Annotated in this window: 14 protein-coding genes and 2 tRNA genes; 10 read left to right on the top strand and 6 right to left on the bottom strand. The window is 66.8% G+C overall.

The features are described from left to right. Positions 1–38: 38 nt before the first annotated feature. Positions 39–752, bottom strand: a complete 714-nt coding sequence (locus B0293_RS42035; RefSeq protein ID WP_005166702.1) for a M50 family metallopeptidase — start codon at positions 750–752, stop codon at positions 39–41. 43 nt (positions 753–795) lie between these two features. Further along, positions 796–1,728 carry a DNA-3-methyladenine glycosylase family protein gene (locus B0293_RS42030; RefSeq protein ID WP_005166703.1) on the bottom strand — a complete coding sequence of 311 codons (933 nt, stop codon included), beginning with the start codon at positions 1,726–1,728 and terminating at the stop codon, positions 796–798. A 140-nt stretch (positions 1,729–1,868) separates the two neighbouring features. Between B0293_RS42030 and B0293_RS42025 the strand changes: the two genes are divergently transcribed. From B0293_RS42025 to B0293_RS42015, 3 genes are all read left to right on the top strand, one after another. After that, entirely contained in the window at positions 1,869–2,639 is a 771-nt protein-coding gene (locus B0293_RS42025; protein WP_005166704.1) for a class I SAM-dependent methyltransferase, read from the top strand. Then, entirely contained in the window at positions 2,636–3,964 is a 1,329-nt protein-coding gene (locus tag B0293_RS42020) for a M20 family metallopeptidase (protein WP_005166705.1), read from the top strand. The genes B0293_RS42025 and B0293_RS42020 overlap by 4 nt, the downstream gene beginning before the upstream one ends. 91 nt (positions 3,965–4,055) lie before the next feature. After that, positions 4,056–5,027 carry a trypsin-like peptidase domain-containing protein gene (locus B0293_RS42015; protein WP_005166707.1) on the top strand — a complete coding sequence of 324 codons (972 nt, stop codon included), beginning with the start codon at positions 4,056–4,058 and terminating at the stop codon, positions 5,025–5,027. Between the two features lie 99 nt (positions 5,028–5,126). Here B0293_RS42015 and B0293_RS42010 read toward each other — a convergent pair whose 3' ends face one another. Further along, positions 5,127–5,504 carry a DUF3224 domain-containing protein gene (locus B0293_RS42010; RefSeq protein ID WP_005166708.1) on the bottom strand — a complete coding sequence of 126 codons (378 nt, stop codon included), beginning with the start codon at positions 5,502–5,504 and terminating at the stop codon, positions 5,127–5,129. 47 nt (positions 5,505–5,551) lie between these two features. Then, a complete protein-coding gene (locus B0293_RS42005) occupies positions 5,552–7,078 on the bottom strand; it encodes a helicase HerA-like domain-containing protein (RefSeq protein ID WP_005166709.1) in 1,527 nt (508 codons plus the stop codon). A gap of 112 nt (positions 7,079–7,190) precedes the next feature. Between B0293_RS42005 and orn the strand changes: the two genes are divergently transcribed. Both orn and B0293_RS41995 read left to right on the top strand, forming a co-directional pair. Further along, positions 7,191–7,799 carry an oligoribonuclease gene (gene orn, locus B0293_RS42000; RefSeq protein WP_005166710.1) on the top strand — a complete coding sequence of 203 codons (609 nt, stop codon included), beginning with the start codon at positions 7,191–7,193 and terminating at the stop codon, positions 7,797–7,799. 77 nt (positions 7,800–7,876) lie between these two features. Further along, a tRNA-His gene (locus tag B0293_RS41995) sits at positions 7,877–7,952 on the top strand. Positions 7,953–8,397: 445 nt separating this feature from the next. Here B0293_RS41995 and B0293_RS41990 read toward each other — a convergent pair. Further along, positions 8,398–9,444 carry a L,D-transpeptidase gene (locus B0293_RS41990; RefSeq protein ID WP_039919676.1) on the bottom strand — a complete coding sequence of 349 codons (1,047 nt, stop codon included), beginning with the start codon at positions 9,442–9,444 and terminating at the stop codon, positions 8,398–8,400. Here B0293_RS41990 and B0293_RS44605 point away from each other — a divergent pair. Both B0293_RS44605 and B0293_RS41985 read left to right on the top strand, forming a co-directional pair. Then, on the top strand, positions 9,443–9,727 hold the full coding sequence (locus B0293_RS44605) for a hypothetical protein (protein ID WP_143254776.1): 285 nt from the start codon (positions 9,443–9,445) through the stop codon (positions 9,725–9,727). The two genes, B0293_RS41990 and B0293_RS44605, sit on opposite strands and share 2 nt — an antisense overlap. Before the next feature lie 85 nt (positions 9,728–9,812). Beyond that, a tRNA-Lys gene (locus B0293_RS41985) sits at positions 9,813–9,885 on the top strand. 115 nt (positions 9,886–10,000) lie between these two features. On the opposite strand, the gene B0293_RS41980 is transcribed toward B0293_RS41985, so the two are convergent. Beyond that, positions 10,001–11,086, bottom strand: coding sequence for a tyrosine-type recombinase/integrase (locus B0293_RS41980; RefSeq protein WP_052014615.1), 1,086 nt, complete (start codon positions 11,084–11,086; stop codon positions 10,001–10,003). Between the two features lie 324 nt (positions 11,087–11,410). On the opposite strand from B0293_RS41980, the gene B0293_RS41975 reads away from it, so the two are divergent. From B0293_RS41975 to B0293_RS41965, 3 genes are all read left to right on the top strand, one after another. Then, positions 11,411–12,358 (top strand): hypothetical protein, encoded by a 948-nt coding sequence (locus tag B0293_RS41975; protein ID WP_005166715.1) that lies wholly within the window; start codon positions 11,411–11,413, stop codon positions 12,356–12,358. A gap of 403 nt (positions 12,359–12,761) precedes the next feature. Continuing rightward, positions 12,762–14,681 (top strand): hypothetical protein, encoded by a 1,920-nt coding sequence (locus B0293_RS41970; RefSeq protein ID WP_005166716.1) that lies wholly within the window; start codon positions 12,762–12,764, stop codon positions 14,679–14,681. 371 nt (positions 14,682–15,052) lie between these two features. Beyond that, positions 15,053–15,400: a hypothetical protein gene (locus B0293_RS41965; RefSeq protein WP_039919679.1), complete on the top strand. Its 348-nt coding sequence runs from the start codon at positions 15,053–15,055 to the stop codon at positions 15,398–15,400. Positions 15,401–15,405: the final 5 nt, after the last annotated feature.

The following is a 15,405-nucleotide window of genomic DNA, read 5'->3' as shown; positions in this document are numbered from 1 at the left end:
CGCGCGGAACGAGCCATCAGTGTGCCGTACCGCCCCGGTCAGGCGACGGTCGGCTCCAGCAGCCACAACCCGCCCGCGAAGAGACAGCTCACCGTCAGCACGGCCATCACCAGCACCCACAGCACGGCGGGCACCGCGGTGAGCCTGCCGAGCTGATCGGCGTCGGAATCCCTCGCCGCTCCCCGGCGCCGCTTGATCTGGAGTTCGACCACCGGCCGGACGCCGCCGAACAGCAGGAACCAGGTCAGCAGGTAGACGAAGATCGCCTGGAACCACGACGGTGCCACTAGCGCGACCAGCCCGAGCACCACCGAGCTGGTGACCACGGCGAACACGCCGTAGGTGTTGCGCACCATCACCAGCACGCCCAGCAGCATCAGCGCCATCACGATCAGCACGACGGTGATCAGGTCCGACGAGAGCAGCCCCGCGAACACCAGGCCGAGCACCGCGGCCGCCGGGTACCCGGCCAGCGCGGTGAACGCCATCCCCGGTCCCTCCGGTTTGCCGCGGGAGACGGTGACGCCGGAGGTGTCCGAGTGCAGCTTGATGCCTTGCAGCCGACGGCCGACCAGCACCGCCGCGAGCGCGTGGCCCGCTTCGTGGACGAGCGTGATCAGGTTGCGGGCGATCCGCCAAGGCCTGCCCGACAGCACCACGAGCAGTGCGAGACCACCGGTGACCAGGGTGATCGTGCCGGGCGGGGTGGACTGGGCGATGTCGGAAACCGTTTCGGCGGGAGACGAGCTCACCGCACAAGCTCACCACAAGCCGGATATGCCCAGTGTCAGGCGGTCATCGAACCCCCGTCCGCACGCGTGCGAGACTCGGGTCGTTCCGCAGGGCGAAGGCCACCCAACTACGGAACGGGCGCCACACCGCGGACAGTTCCTCCAGTTCCTCGGGCGGCGCCTCCGGCAGGTCGTACGCGACTCGCATGGCCTCCTGCACCCGAGGCTCGTCCGCGGGGAAGACGTCCGGATGCCCGGCACCCCGGATCAGGATCAGTTGCGCCGAGAACGGGCCGATCCCCGGCAAGCGCTGCAACCAGCTCAACGCGTCCTGGACCGGCATCGCACGCAGATACGCGGCGTCGAGCAGACCGTCCTTGGCCGCGTTGGCCACCGCGCGCAGCCGCTCGGCCTTCACCTCCGGCAGTCCGCGCCCGGCTTCCGGCCCGGCCAGGACGTCCGGCTCCGGGAACGACGTGAGGATCTTCCCGCCGACGTCGACCGGCCTGCCGAACTCCTCGGCGAGCCGTCGTTTCACCGTGGCGGCCTGCGACATCCGCGTCCGGTGACTCAGGATCGCCCAGCAGGCCGCCTCGTACGGCGAGTGGAACAGCACCGGCCGCAGCCCGGGGAACGCCTGCTGGAGGCGGCGTACCACGGGATCCGCGGCGCCGATCTTGGCGAAGCCGACGCTGTCGACGTCCACCGAGAGGATCCGCCGCACCTGGGCGCCGACCTCGACGGCGAGCCCTTCTTCGGCGAAGACCTCCACCTCGATCGAGCCTGGTGATCTCTGTCTGACGGCCGCGCCGACGTGCTCCCAGCCCGCTTCGGCGGGGAACGCGAAGCGCAGGGTGCCGGGCTCGGCGGCGGCGTCGCCGCGGCACGCTGGCGGGAAGTCGGTCAGGAACCGGATGGACTTGTCGAGGTCGAACAGGCCGCGCACCGGGATGCGAAGCGTGGTCGAGGCGGTGTGCTGCAGGATCGAGCCGGTCATTTCGGGCTCCTCTTCGGCTGGGACGGCGACTCCCTCCGACGTTAGAGACGGGCACCGACAGTTTCGGGTCGCGGCGGCGGGAATGTCGCGAACGGACCGGTCATGGCAGATTCTCGGGTGACCACGTGAAGGGAGCAGCAATGCCGGACCATCGCGAACGTCTCTCGAGCCTGCTTCGACCGGGCACCACGACCTCCGGGCAGGACAAGGGTTTCCTCGATCTGCTGGGGGAAATCCCGCAGGCCGGGCCGCCGACCGGACTCGCGCAGCGGCTGATGCGCACCTCCGCCGTACCGATGATCTACGAGCGGTACTGGCGCCCGACGCTGGGCAGGGTCGCGAAAGGACTGACCGGCCCGAGCATGGCGGACGAGGTCCGGATCGCGATCGAAGCGCTCGGGCTGGGCCCCGGCAAGGTCGCGCTGGACGTCGCCTGCGGCACCGGCCGGTTCACCCGCGCGTTCGGCGAAGCGGTCGGCCCGGACGGGCTGTCCATCGGTCTCGACGGTTCGGTCACCATGCTGGAGAAGGCACTCGCCGCGCCGAATCCGGCTTCGGTGACCTATCTGCGCGCCGACGCCGTCGACCTGCCGCTCGACGATTCCACTGTGGACGCCGTCTGCTGTTTCGCCGCGCTGCACATGTTCGCCGACCCCGACGCCGCACTGGACTCGTTCGCCCGCGTGCTGAAACCCGGCGGCTCGCTGGTGCTGCTGACCAGCGCCCGGCACAGCGATCAGCCGATGCGGCTGGCGGACACCTTCCTCGGCAGGCTGAGCGGGCAGCGGATGTTCGACCGCGGCGAGATCGCGCTGAAGCTGTTCCGGCGCGGATTCGACCGCGTCGGCGAGCGGTACTCCGGTGTCACGCAGATCGTCAGCGGGGAGTTACCGGTTAACATCCGGAAATGATCCGCTCTGAGCACGCTTCGCCGACTCCCCCCGACGACAGCTACCTCCGTTCCCTGGTCGACGCGACCGCGGACGCCGTCGCCGCGGCCGAACCCCTCGGCTCGCCGCACGAGGGCGCGGACCCGGCCACCCGCGACGCGGTCGGCGCCGGGATCCGCGCGCTGACGGCGGATCTGGTGGCGCTGAGCCAGGACCTGCACGCTCATCCCGAAGAGGGTTTCGCCGAGCACCGCTCGGTCCGCGCGCTCGGGGATCTGCTCGAACGGCACGGCCACGAGGTGACGATCGGCGCGGGCGGGCTGGAGACCGCCTTGGTCGCGACCACTCCCGGGACCGGCCCGCACATCGCGGTCCTCTCCGAGTACGACGCCCTTCCCGGGCTCGGCCACGGCTGCGGGCACAACGTCATCTGCACCGCCGGAGCGGGCGGTTTCCTCGGCGCGGCGGCGGTCGCCGAACGGCTGGGCGGCCGGGTCTCCCTGATCGGCACGCCGGCAGAGGAGGGCGGTGGCGGCAAGGAGACGATGGCCCGCGCGGGTGTCTTCGACGACGTCGACGCCGTGCTCATGCTGCACCCGTTCAGCCACGACATCGCGATGCACCCGTTCCTCGGCAGGCGGCAGCTGGAAATGGTGTTCCACGGCGTCGGCGCGCACGCTTCGGCGCAGCCGTTCATGGGCCGCAACGCGCTCGACGCCGCCGTCGCCGCGTACCAGGGTGTCGCGGCGCTTCGGCAGCATCTGCCGTCCAGCGACCGCGCCCACGGCGTCTTCACCGACGGTGGCGCGCGGCCGAACGTCGTTCCCGAACGCGCGGCGCTGCTGTTCTATCTGCGGTCCGCGCAACCGGACACGTTGCGAGACCTCGCCGAGCGGGTTTCGGCGATCGCGCGAGGCGCGGCGGAGATGACCGGCTGCGGCGTCGAACTGCGGTGGGACGCCCAGCCCGCGTATCTGCCGATCCGGTTCAACACCACGCTCGCCGGGCGCTGGTCGGTGCATCAGGTCGACGCCGGCCGCAAACCGCTGCCGCCGGGAATCGTTCCCGAATTCCTCACCGGCTCGACGGATCTCGGCAACCTCTCCTACCGGATGCCCGCGATCCACCCGATGATCGCCATCTCCGGACCGACGACCGCCTTGCACACCAAGGAGTTCGCGGCCGCGGCCGGTTCCCCGGACGGCGACCGCGCGGTCGTCGACGGCGCCCTGGGGCTGGCGCTGACCGCCGTCGATTACCTTGCGGACGCGAAACTTCGCGCGGCGGTGCACGAGGAATTCGAAGCGTCGGGCGGGGCGCTGGACGTACCCACGTTCTTCGACTGAGGAAACGCTGAGATTTCTCAGGAGATTCTTCTCAGGAAAGCACTGGGGTTTTCCACAGGCCGTTCACAACTACGGGCGCGAATCTTGTTCCATGACCGAGAACGAGAGTCGGCCCGGCCCCGCCTCCACCGGTGGGCACCAGCCGCCGCATCAGCAGCAGTACCCCGGTTACACCCCTTGGCAGGCCGCGCCGAATCCGCTCTTCACGCCGCAGCAGGCCCAGGCGCAGACGCCCGTCCCGCCGCCCCGTAAGAAGGGCGGCCGGGTCGCCGTCCTCGTCAGCGCGACGGCGCTCGCCGCCGCCCTCGTCGGCGGGGTCGGCGGCGCGGCGCTCGTCGGCTTCGACTCCGCGTCGTCGGCCTCCGGCACGGGTTCGGGCACGGTAGCCACCGGGCAACCGGTCGGGAACACCACTTCGGGTGACGTCAGCGGGGTCGCCGCGAAGGTGACGCCGAGCGTCGTCCAGGTCAACGTGACCACCGCGCAGGGCGAGGCCGTCGGCTCCGGCGTCATCCTGACGGCGGACGGGCGCATCCTCACCAACGCCCACGTGGTCGCCGATGCCCAGGGCGACGTCACCGTCACGCTGTCGGACGGCAAGCAGTACAAGGCGAGCGTGGTCGGCGCCGACACGAAGGCCGACATCGCCGTGATCCAGGCGAAGGGCGCGAGCGGGCTGACCCCGGCTTCGCTCGGCGACTCCGGCAAGCTCGCCGTCGGCCAGCAGGTCGTCGCGATCGGCTCGCCCGGCGGCCTCCAGAACACCGTGACCACCGGCATCGTGAGCGCGCTGAACCGCAAGCTCGACGAGCTCAGCAGCGGCCAGGAGCGGCGTTCGCCATACAGCCGGACCGCGAACGAAGCCGGGCCGAGCTACACCGCGATCCAAACCGACGCCCCGATCAACCAGGGCAACTCGGGCGGGGCGCTGGTGGACGCGCAGGGGAACGTCATCGGCATCAACTCGGCGCTGTACAACCCGACTTCGACCGGCAGCATCGGCATCGGTTTCGCGATCCCCATCAACGACGCGAAGAAGATCGTCGATCAGATCGTCGGCTGACCCGGCCGACTGGACCGCTGTCAGGGGGCGGCCCAGCAGGCGATGTCCGTGAAGGCCTCCTTGCCCACGTTCGGGGCGGGCAAGGAGGCCTTCACGGATTTAGAGTTCGTACGTGAGGGTGAAGGTGTGGTTGCCCTCGTCGTCCTGGACGATCTCCGCCGCTCCGGTGATGCCGGCCAGTTCGCCGTGACCTGAGCCCGGCAAGACGATCAGGTGATGCCCGTTCTCCCCCGCCGAGTGATGCAGGACGAAGCCGCCCTTGCGCCCGTCGACGGACACGGCCAGCCGCTCGAAGGCGACGTACGCCGACGACGTCTCGTTCACCGCGGTGAGCATCTCGACGGCGCTGGTCCCCTCGACGGCTCCGGTGAACGTCTTGGTCAGCAGCACACGCGAGAACTCGGTGCTTTCGGGCTTCTCGGTGGCCTGCGGGTCCCAGCCGTCCACAGTGAACGACGCTGTCGCGATGTTGGTCATGGCGCCGAGCCTGCCGGGTAAACCTGACAGAACGCGTCAGGTATTCCTCACCGCCTCCGGTTCCCGAACAGCCCGCGCGTGATTTCCCGCCCGAGCGCGCTCGCCGCCGAGCGAAGGAAGGACTTCACCGCCGGGTTGCTCATCGCCTGCTCGACCATCCCCGGCGCTTCCTTCTCCTGTTTCGGAGCCGGGGGCGCTTCCGGCGGCGCCTCACCGGCAGGCGGCGCTGCCACCTTCGCGGCGAGCTTCTCGTAGGCCGACTCACGGTCGATCGTCTCGGCGTACTTCGCGTGCAGATCCGAAGACGCCGTCGCAGCCGAGATGGCCTCGGCGCCGATGGACCCCATCTTCGACCGCGGAGCGCGCAGGCGGGTCCACGCGACCGGCGTCGGGGCGCCCCGTTCGGAAAGCACGGTGACGATCGCTTCGCCGATACCGAGCGACGTCAGCGCCGAGTCCAGTTCGTAGTGCTTCGTCTTCGGGTACGTCTTCACCGTCTTCGTCAGCGCCGCCTGGTCCTCGGGCGTGAAGGCGCGCAACGCGTGCTGCACCCGCGCGCCCAGCTGGGACAGGACGTTGTTCGGGATGTCCGTCGGAAGCTGCGTGCAGAAGAACACGCCGACGCCCTTCGACCGGATCAGCTTCACGGTCTGCTCGATGCGTTCCAGGAACGCCTTCGACGCGCCGTTGAACAACAGGTGCGCCTCGTCGAAGAAGAACACCAGCTTCGGCTTGTCGAGGTCGCCCTCCTCGGGTAGCTCCTCGAACAACTCGGCCAGCAGCCACATGAGGAACGTCGAGAACAGCGCGGGCTTCGACTGGAGGTTGTCCAGCTCCAGCAGGGTCACCATCGCCTTGCCGTCGACCTCGCGCATCAGGTCGTGGACGTCCAGCTCGGGCTCGCCGAAGAAGTCCTCACCGCCCTGAGCCTCCAGATTGGACAGCGACCGGAGGATCACCCCGGCCGTCGCGGCCGAGACACCGCCGATGCCCTTGAGGTCCTCTTTGCCCTCGTCACTGGTCAGGTGTGTGATGACCGACCGGAGGTCCTTCGTGTCCAGCAACGCGAGGCCGCGCTGATCGGCCCAGTGGAAGATCAGGCCGAGCGTCGACTCCTGGGTTTCGTTGAGCCCCAGCACCTTCGACAGCAGGATCGGGCCGAAACTGGTGATCGTCGCCCGGATCGGCGCCCCCTTGCCGCCCGTGCCCAGCGACAGGAACTGCACGGGGAACGCGGCGGGCTCCCAGGAGTCACCCAGTTCTTCCGCGCGTTTGGCGACCTTGTCGTTGCTCTCCCCCTGCGCGGCCAGCCCCGACAGGTCGCCCTTCACGTCCGCCAGCATCACCGGCACCCCCGCGGCCGACAGCTGTTCGGCGATCAGCTGCAAGGTCTTCGTCTTACCGGTACCGGTCGCGCCCGCGACCAGCCCGTGCCGGTTCAGCGTCGCCAGCGGAAGGCGGACCGCCGCCCCGGCATCGGCCTTGCCGTCGATCACGACGGCACCGAGCTCCACCGCCGCCCCCTCGCTCACGTAACCCTGCGCGATCTCCTGGGCTGGACCCTGTTCGGCCACTGTCGCTCCCTGGTCTGTGATATGGCTCACCTGAGGATGCACACGCTGCCAGCAACGCGCCGAACCCGCACGTCGCGCGTCGCGAATCCCCGGGTCGGGTTAGGGTTCCGGGGTGAACGACCGCCTAGTCTGGATCGACTGCGAGATGACGGGGCTCGACCTCGCCAAGGACGCGTTGATCGAAATAGCCGCGCTGGTGACCGACGCCGAACTCAACGTCCTCGGCGAAGGGGTCGACATCGTCATCCACGCCGACGACGAAACCCTCGACGGCATGCCGGAGGTCGTCCGCGAAATGCACGCCCGCTCCGGCCTCACCGAAGAGGTCCGGCGCTCCACGGTCACCATGGAAGAAGCCGAGCAGCGCGTCCTCGAGTACATCCGCGCGCACGTGCCCGAGGCCAACGTCGCCCCGCTCGCCGGCAACTCCATCGCCACCGACCGCGGCTTCATCACCCGCGACATGCCCGCCCTCGACGGGCACCTGCACTACCGCATGGTCGACGTCTCGTCGGTTAAGGAACTCGTCCGGCGCTGGTACCCGCGGATCTACTACGCCAAGCCCGAGAAAGGCCTCGCGCACCGCGCCCTCGCCGACATCAAGGAATCCATCGGCGAGCTCGACTACTACCGCCGCGTCGCCTTCGTCCCCCAGCCCGGCCCGACCACCGAACAGGCCAAGGCCGCCGCCGCTGAAGTGCAGGAACGCCACGAACGGTAACCCGTTGCGAGCCCCCGAAACGGGCACGCTAATATAGTGCGGCCGAGGTGATGGGAAGCTTCCCGAGCCCGGCGATGGTGGGCGTAGCTCAGCTGGTAGAGCACCTGGTTGTGGTCCAGGAGGTCGCGGGTTCGAAACCCGTCGCTCACCCCATCACCCCAGTCTGTTCGGGGCTCTTGACGAGCCCAGCCCAACAGGCTGGGGTTTCGCCTTTTTTGGGGGCCGAGCCCCCAAGCCCCCGCCGGAGGGCTGCGCCCCCGGACCCCCATCCATTCGGTGCCGTAGGTGACCAGGTGCAGGTGCCGTATATGAGCGATGACCGTGACGGTGAGCCCTCCCGAACCGGTGAAGACCACGACCTCGGCGCGCAAGTCACCTTGGCGATGCGAGCCCGGGTATCCGAACTGCACGAAGGCCCAGTCCCAGAAGTGCCGACTTGATCCGGAGAAGATCTGGGACACCGACACACAGAAATGCCGCTACAAGACCAGCGGCGAGACACAGCGGGAGTACTTCAACAGGACACCCAGGCCCGGAACGCCATGAGGGGTCCCCTTAGGACTCGATAGTCCTAAGGGGACCCCTCATGGGGATCGGGTCAGTTCCGGTCGCCGCCGGTCTTCCAGTCGTCCCAGGACATCTGCCACACCGACCAGCCGTCGGTCGGCTCCAGCACCTGCGGGCCCGAGTTCGCGACCGTGATGATGTCGCCCTTCTTGGAAGTGTCCATCAGCCACTTCGCGTTCTCGGTCGACAGATTGATGCAGCCGTGGCTCACGTTCCGCTTGCCCTGCGAACCCACCGACCACGGCGCCGAGTGGTAGAAGATGCCGCTGTTCGACATCCGCACCGCGTACTTCACGAACGTCCGGTAACCGGCCTTGCTGTCCGTCGGGACGCCGTAGGTGCTCGAGTCCATCGTGTACCCGGTGTGCTCGCTCATCACCGTGTAGGTCCCGGCCGGGGTGCTGCTCGACGGCTTGCCCATCGAGATCGGCATCTGCTTGACCTCTTGGTCGTTCACCACGACCTTCATTTGGTGCGTGCCGCCGTCCGCGGTCGCGACCAGCTTGTCGCCGACGACCACCTTGGCCGGCTTGTCCTCACGGCCGAAGGTGTTGTTGCCGAGGTTCTTGCCGTAGATCGCCGCGTTGACCGAGATCTTCGTGCCCGGCTTGAAGTACTCCTTGGGCCGCCACATCACGGTCTTCTCGCCGAACCAGTGGAACGCGCCTTCGGCCTGCGGCTCGGTGACGATCTTCAGCGCCTTCTCGGTCGCTGCCTTGTCCGGCACGTTGGCGGTGAAGGTGAAGATCAACGGCAGCCCGACCCCGACCGTCTCCCCTTCGACCAGGTTGATCGAGACACCGATCTGCTTGCCCGCCTTGGCCGTGGAGAACGTCGAGGTCGCGGTGACCGGCTTGCCGTCGGTCCCGGTCGCGGCCGCGGTGACGGTGTAGGACTTGCCGTAGCCGAGCGGCTCGGCCGACTCCCAGCCCGAACCGTCCTCCTTCGGCTTGCCCGCGACGACCTTGCCGTCGGCACCGGTCAGCTTGACCTCGCCCACCTTGCCGTCAGCGACGGCGACCGTGACCGGCTCACCGGGCGCCACGTCCGCCGCACCCTGCGCCGGGGTCAGTGTCATGGCGGCGGGCTTCGGCGCGGGAGCGGGCGCTCCGCTCTGCTGCGAGCCACCGGGCGTGCCACCCGGAGACGGTGTTTCACCCGACGGTGTACTGGTGCACGCGGCCAGTGTGAACCCGGCCACCAAGGCCACCAAAGCCACCCGCGACCGCCCCGTCGCTCCCCAGACCCTCATGCACACCGCCCGTTTCGCGTGGTACCAACCCCAACGTCTGGCTACAGTCTGCCTGACCGGCCGCAACGCCTGCGGCCGGATGGCCGAATCCGTGGCGGCCGATCGTTAGGGGACCCCCCTGAAACTGGCCCCAGCAACCCTGTGTTAATGTTTTCCACGTCGCCAAGGGGAACACCAAAGCGGCGGACAATCAGGCGCCATTAGCTCAATTGGCAGAGCAGCTGGCTCTTAACCAGCGGGTTCGGGGTTCGAGTCCCTGATGGCGCACAGTTCCGATACGAAGCCCACCTGCAGGATTTCTCCACAAAGAGGATCTTGCCGGTGGGCTTTGATCTTGGGTGGGACCGGCGTGGGGCCGAATGAGGCCGTACCGGCCACGCCTCTATTTCTTGGCCTTCTTGCCTCGGCTGCGGCTACCTTTCCGTCGCCGGGCGTGTTTCTTGCCTGCTTGGCCTCGCAATGAGGTCGCGGCATTACGGGCCGCTTCCAGTACCAGTTCCGCTGTTGCTTCCGCGGCGCTATGCGCCAGACAGGGCAGGACGCTGGTGTAGGTGTCTGCGGTGAGCACGATGCTGGAGTGCCCGAGCATCGCCTGCACGACCTTGAGGTCGTTGCCCGCGGCCAGCGACAGGCTGGCCGCGCCGTGCCGCAGGTCGTGCAACCGGATCGGCGGCAATCCCGCCTCGGCGACCAGCCGGGTGAAGGTGTGGGTCACATAGCCAGGACTGAGCGGCCCGCCGTGCCGATTGGTGAACAGGAACCCGATCGGTTCGGTTACGTTGTCTCGCCGCTCTGCTTGAAGTGTCCGCAGCGCGGCGATCAGCACGTGATCCAACGCCAGTGTGCGCACGCTCGACTCGGTCTTCGGCGGACACACGACGGTGTGGCCGTTACGGTCCTGGACCTGGTGGGAGATCTGCACGACCTCGCCGTCCAAGTCGAGATCGCACCAGCGCAGCCCGGTCGCCTCGCCGCGCCGCAGTCCGAGAAGCGCGACCGCCAGGTACAACGCGTACATCGGATGCTCACGCGCGTGCGCCAGAAACTCGGCCGTCTGCCGGGCTGTCCACACCGCTACCGGCGGACGCTCGCCGGTAGCTCGCCAGTGCGCGACTCGTGCATCAGTCCACACCACGGCCCGCGGGCGCCGCCCCGACGGCAGCTCCACCAGGTGCGCCGGATTCCGCTCGATCAATCCCACCCGGATCGCGCCGTTCAACGCCGCATGAAGCGTGCCCCTGATCCTCACGAATGTCGCCGGCGACAGCGGCCGTTGTCGTTTCGCGTTCGCCCGGGCGAACGCGACGAACATCGCTTGGACTCGCGCCACCGTCAACGACCGCAAGGGCACGCTCCCGAGGTACGGCTTCAGATAGTCGTTCACCTGCTGGGTGTAGAGCCGACGAGTGTTGAAACTCAGGGTCTGCCGTATCTCCAGCCAAATGTCCAACCACTGCCCCACCGTCACCGCGCTCCGCCCCGGAAGCACATCGGCCCCCAGCAGATACGCCCGTGCTTGAACCGCGGCCGCACGGGAACGGAAGCCACCACGACGCACCCGATGCCGACGGCCGTCCCGGCCACACGGCAACTCCAGCGAGAAATACCAACTCCCGTGACGCCGCTCAGCCAACCGAGGACACCGTCCGCCGCCGACTTCCTCTCGTGTCTTGCAACCGCACCTCTTGTATACCGCTGCTCGCCTCATCACGACCTCCTTCTAGATCACCCTCAAGCGTCCGCCTGCTCGTCCTCAACCACCACAACCTGTCCGCGGGGATAGCCTGGACGAATGACCCGCGACCAGGGACGCAGCCGCAGAATCAAGGTGACGGTCGAAGCGATCGTCGAGATCATCGACGAGAACGCACTCGAAGAAGCTGCGATCGCCGACATCGAAGCAGCACAGTTCTCCGTCCTCCCCGGCAGCAGCCTCAGCGTCGAGCAGGTCCGGCAAGAAGAACAGGACTACATCCGCGGCAACGCCGTTGCCGCGGCGCAATGGTTCGTCGACGCGGGAGCCGTGATCGATGATCGATCCGGGATTGAGTTCGTCGAAGCCACAGAATCCGTAGTCGAGATCGACGAAGACGGCGTACCACTCTCCGTCTGGCCGCACTTCGCCGAACTCTTCCCCCTCTGCACCTGCGGCAGGGATAACTGCGATCACTGCAGCGGGTTCCAGGTGACACCCCGAACAGCGGCAGCCTTGTGGACCGCTGCCGGGGTGCTAGCCGATCAGGCCTACGACGATGTCCTGGAACATGGCGATGAGCCGGTCGACGACACTGGTACGTGGTCAGTGTTTGACGAGTTCCCGAGGATCACCTGGCGACAGAACGCCGTCTGGCGTCGACAGGCCGCACGGTCCTTCGACGACCTCAGCGGCGACCTGGCTGCCGGAAACTGGCCCGAACCACACTGCCCAGCCGAAGAGATGGCTTTGCACCTCATCCTGCGCTCGGCTGAAGCCGCCGTCGACGACGACTGGGCCGGCCTCACCGAGCGCTACGCAGATCTGCCAGAACACGACGATGACCACGATTGGGACACGCTCACCGACACACTGTTCCAAGACACCGACATACTCGCCCTGTTCAGCAAACAACTCGACGGCATCGAAGACCCCGACACCGACCAAAACCGAGAACTCGGCATCGGTGAATACCGAGCTCAAGCCTGGTTCGAACGGTTCCTCAACATGGAACCACGCGACCCACGACGCCCCTTCCGCCGCTGAACGAGATCAACAGCCAGGCACGACGAACCCCGCAGGTTCGCGGAGCACCTTCGGCCCGCCGTCCGGAGTCCGACAGGTGCTCAGCAGGAGTCGTCATCGCGACGTCCCACGATGAACGGCCAGGAACAATCGTCGTCCGGTATGCCGATCAATGCAGGCAACTGCTGCCGCCTCCTGGCAATCTTCGATTCCGCGTCAAGAGGAAACTTTCGCTGCCGCCCTGGCCAGTTCAAACCAACCTCCCGGACCCGCGCAAGGACCGCGACTGAGGCAGAATCTCATGGTGTTTGACAGACTGCGGCGGTGGCGAGGAGCTCGGCTCTCTCCACGAACGTCGACGAACAACGTCGTATCTGGCGTCGCACATAACGTGGTCCAGGCTGGCTCCATCGGGAACCTGTTCGTGGGAGGAACGGGAGACGGGAGTCTCGACCTAGCGATTCCGGCGCTGGACACTCCAGAGTCTTTGCTTTCTTTCGCGAACACCGCCGTCGACTGCGTAGGGCGGACAGCTGAACTGGCGGAGCTGAAACGCTTCATAACTGCCGAATGGTCATTCTCGTGGTGGGTGTGGACTGGTCCCGCCGGTATTGGCAAGAGTCGACTTGCCGTCGAACTTTGCCGGTACGCGTCGACGAGAGAGTGGCACGCCGGGTTTCTCAGAGAAACTGACCAGGACGAGTTCGGCCACTTCCAGGCTCAGCGTCCAACCCTCTTGGTGATCGACTACGCGGCGCAGCGAAGCAGGTGGCTGTCCGACGCTCTAGTCTTGCTGAGCCGACAGCACCAAGTGTTCCCGGTGCGGGTGCTGATCCTCGAGCGAGATACCTCAGGCGAGTGGTGGTCAGTCACCCGGCGGGTAAATCGGCTGGAGGAGTCCTGCGGGGTCACTGCGGCGATGTACGCGGAACCCCGCCCGATGTCAGGCCTGGACCGACCGAACGCGCGCGCACTGGTCAAGAACATGATCGCGCGGTTGGCCGCAGCACCGCTCACCACAGGTCAGGTCGAGCAGGTCGTAGACCGCGCCGAAGCCATGGATCCCGCCCTGCGGCCACTGTTTGTGCAAGTATCCACGATCGACCGGCTCAGTCCGGGCGAGGAACGCCCCAACCGGGACTACTCACTACGGCGTATCGTCGCCCGGAGCACCGCATGGCTCGAGTCACAAGTCGCGACACCTCAGTCTGCCATGCTCGCGCACAACCTGCGTTTTCTCGCGACGACGCTGGGCGGGATGACGATTACCGACTATGAGTCCTTACACCCCTTACCCGACACGCTTACGGACCTGCTTCCCGGCGTCTTCCAACGTCTCGGTTCCTCCGTGGCGGTAGACGATCTCGTCGACGGGGTCCGGCCGGATATCATCGGCGAACTCTTCGTGCTCGACCGGTTCGGTGCGGAGCCCACCGTCGCGCTCGCATCGGCTCGCATGGTCGGGTATGCCGCAAGGAAATGGCCCGATTCCTACCGCGGCTTCGTGGAACGGCTCGTTGCCGATCATGCCGACCATGAACGGCTGCTCGACTTGCTGGAGGCAAGCGGAGACGGGGAGTCAGCATTGTCGGATGCCGAGCTGGCCGTGTCCGTCATACAGCTGCTGGGACGCAGCGATCACCCGGTCATCCGGTGGATCTTCGATCGGCTGGATGCTGCCATCGAGGAAGGTCTCGTCGAGGGGCGGTGCCGCTTGATCACGACTGCGCGCTTCAAGGTCGCCAATCTGGTCCGGTTGGAAGACGATGCACTACGTGCTCGTGATCTCTACTCCGAGGCACTCGCCGATTGCGACCCGGAGTGGCCTGAATACTACTCGCTCCTGAACAACAGGGGCATCACGCTCTGCACCCTGCAATGTGAAGATCTCGCCACTACGGATTTCAGCACGATCATCGGATCCCCGTCCGCGCCGGCCGAAGTTCGTGCCTGCGCGCTGAACAACCGGGCGGACATCCTCGACACACGCGGAGATCTCGACGGTGCGATCGCCGACCGGTCGTCAGTGCTGGAACTTCCTGGAACGAGCTACGATAGACGCTACATCGCTTTGTTCCGTCGCGCCCTCGCGCGGCGGAAACAGGGCATCAGCAACGAAGCACACGACGACGTCAACAGAATCCTTGGTACCGCGGACATCGCCGTCGAGCAGAAGATGCAGGCACTCCTGCTCCGGGCCCAGTGGGCATTCGACGACGGGAATCCAGCACGCGCTCAAGCTGACCTTGACGAGATCGCCGCGTCCTATCGGAACTTCGAGAGCGTCGAGAAAAAGGCTCAGGAACTTCGTGACACATTCACGAAGGACAGCTCAACGAAGTGATGGGGCGGCCAGCAGTCCCGCGTCCGAGTGTCTTCACCAACGATGGGTGATCGCGTTCGTGCGAGGTATCCGGACGGTGATCAGCTAACCACCTGCGCGCGGGTTTGATGCGTCGGCCTCACCCTCCAACGCCGCTAGCTTTGTGTCGGTTGCAGACCAAACAGGGCCCCGCTGAGATCGGATCGAGCAGGCCAGTGCGATCTCAGGGGTACCTTAGTTCAGTTCGGCTCCGCCAGCCCAGCACTCCGTCGTCACCAGGGAGCCTTGGCAACAGTACTGCCGACATTGCGTGGGTAGTCTGTGCGCCAGGACTTTGCCTTTATGCTCACCACAGAACCGAGGCGCTGCCAGCACACCATGGAGGGACTTCTATGCCTGAGCCTGTACTTGTATCCATCGCCGCTGCCGTCGCAGGCCGCACTGTAGCCGGGCTGTACCAGCTGCTCAAAGCCAAGTTCGCCGACGACCCCGATGCGTCTGCGGTACTCGACGCTGCGGAAGGCGCCGCGGAGGATTCCGTGGAAGTGCGCGAACTCGCCGCCACACTGGAGAAGACGCAGGCTGCCGACCCAGTATTTGGTGAGCAATTGCGGCAGGAATGGGAACGGGCCACGGTCGATCAGCACGCCGAGGCCGACGGTGTAACCAATCAGGTCTCAGGGCAGGTCAGTGGCAACGTGGTGCAAGCCCGGGACATCCAAGGGGGAATTAAGTTCTGACACCG

The organism is Amycolatopsis azurea DSM 43854, from assembly GCF_001995215.1.
GTDB lineage: Bacteria > Actinomycetota > Actinomycetes > Mycobacteriales > Pseudonocardiaceae > Amycolatopsis > Amycolatopsis azurea.
This window is presented reverse-complemented; position numbering and strand designations above follow the sequence as displayed.

Excerpts from the sequence above, each read along its gene's own strand:
- B0293_RS42030 (WP_005166703.1), bottom strand. The coding sequence starts at position 1,728 with ATGACCGGCTCGATCCTGCAGCACACCGCCTCGACCACGCTTCGCATC.
- B0293_RS42025 (WP_005166704.1), top strand. The coding sequence starts at position 1,869 with ATGCCGGACCATCGCGAACGTCTCTCGAGCCTGCTTCGACCGGGCACC.
- B0293_RS42020 (WP_005166705.1), top strand. The coding sequence starts at position 2,636 with ATGATCCGCTCTGAGCACGCTTCGCCGACTCCCCCCGACGACAGCTAC.
- B0293_RS42015 (WP_005166707.1), top strand. The coding sequence starts at position 4,056 with ATGACCGAGAACGAGAGTCGGCCCGGCCCCGCCTCCACCGGTGGGCAC.
- B0293_RS42010 (WP_005166708.1), bottom strand. The coding sequence starts at position 5,504 with ATGACCAACATCGCGACAGCGTCGTTCACTGTGGACGGCTGGGACCCG.
- B0293_RS44605 (WP_143254776.1), top strand. The coding sequence starts at position 9,443 with ATGGCGGCGGGCTTCGGCGCGGGAGCGGGCGCTCCGCTCTGCTGCGAG.
- B0293_RS41990 (WP_039919676.1), bottom strand. The coding sequence starts at position 9,444 with ATGACACTGACCCCGGCGCAGGGTGCGGCGGACGTGGCGCCCGGTGAG.
- B0293_RS41975 (WP_005166715.1), top strand. The coding sequence starts at position 11,411 with ATGACCCGCGACCAGGGACGCAGCCGCAGAATCAAGGTGACGGTCGAA.
- B0293_RS41965 (WP_039919679.1), top strand. The coding sequence starts at position 15,053 with ATGCCTGAGCCTGTACTTGTATCCATCGCCGCTGCCGTCGCAGGCCGC.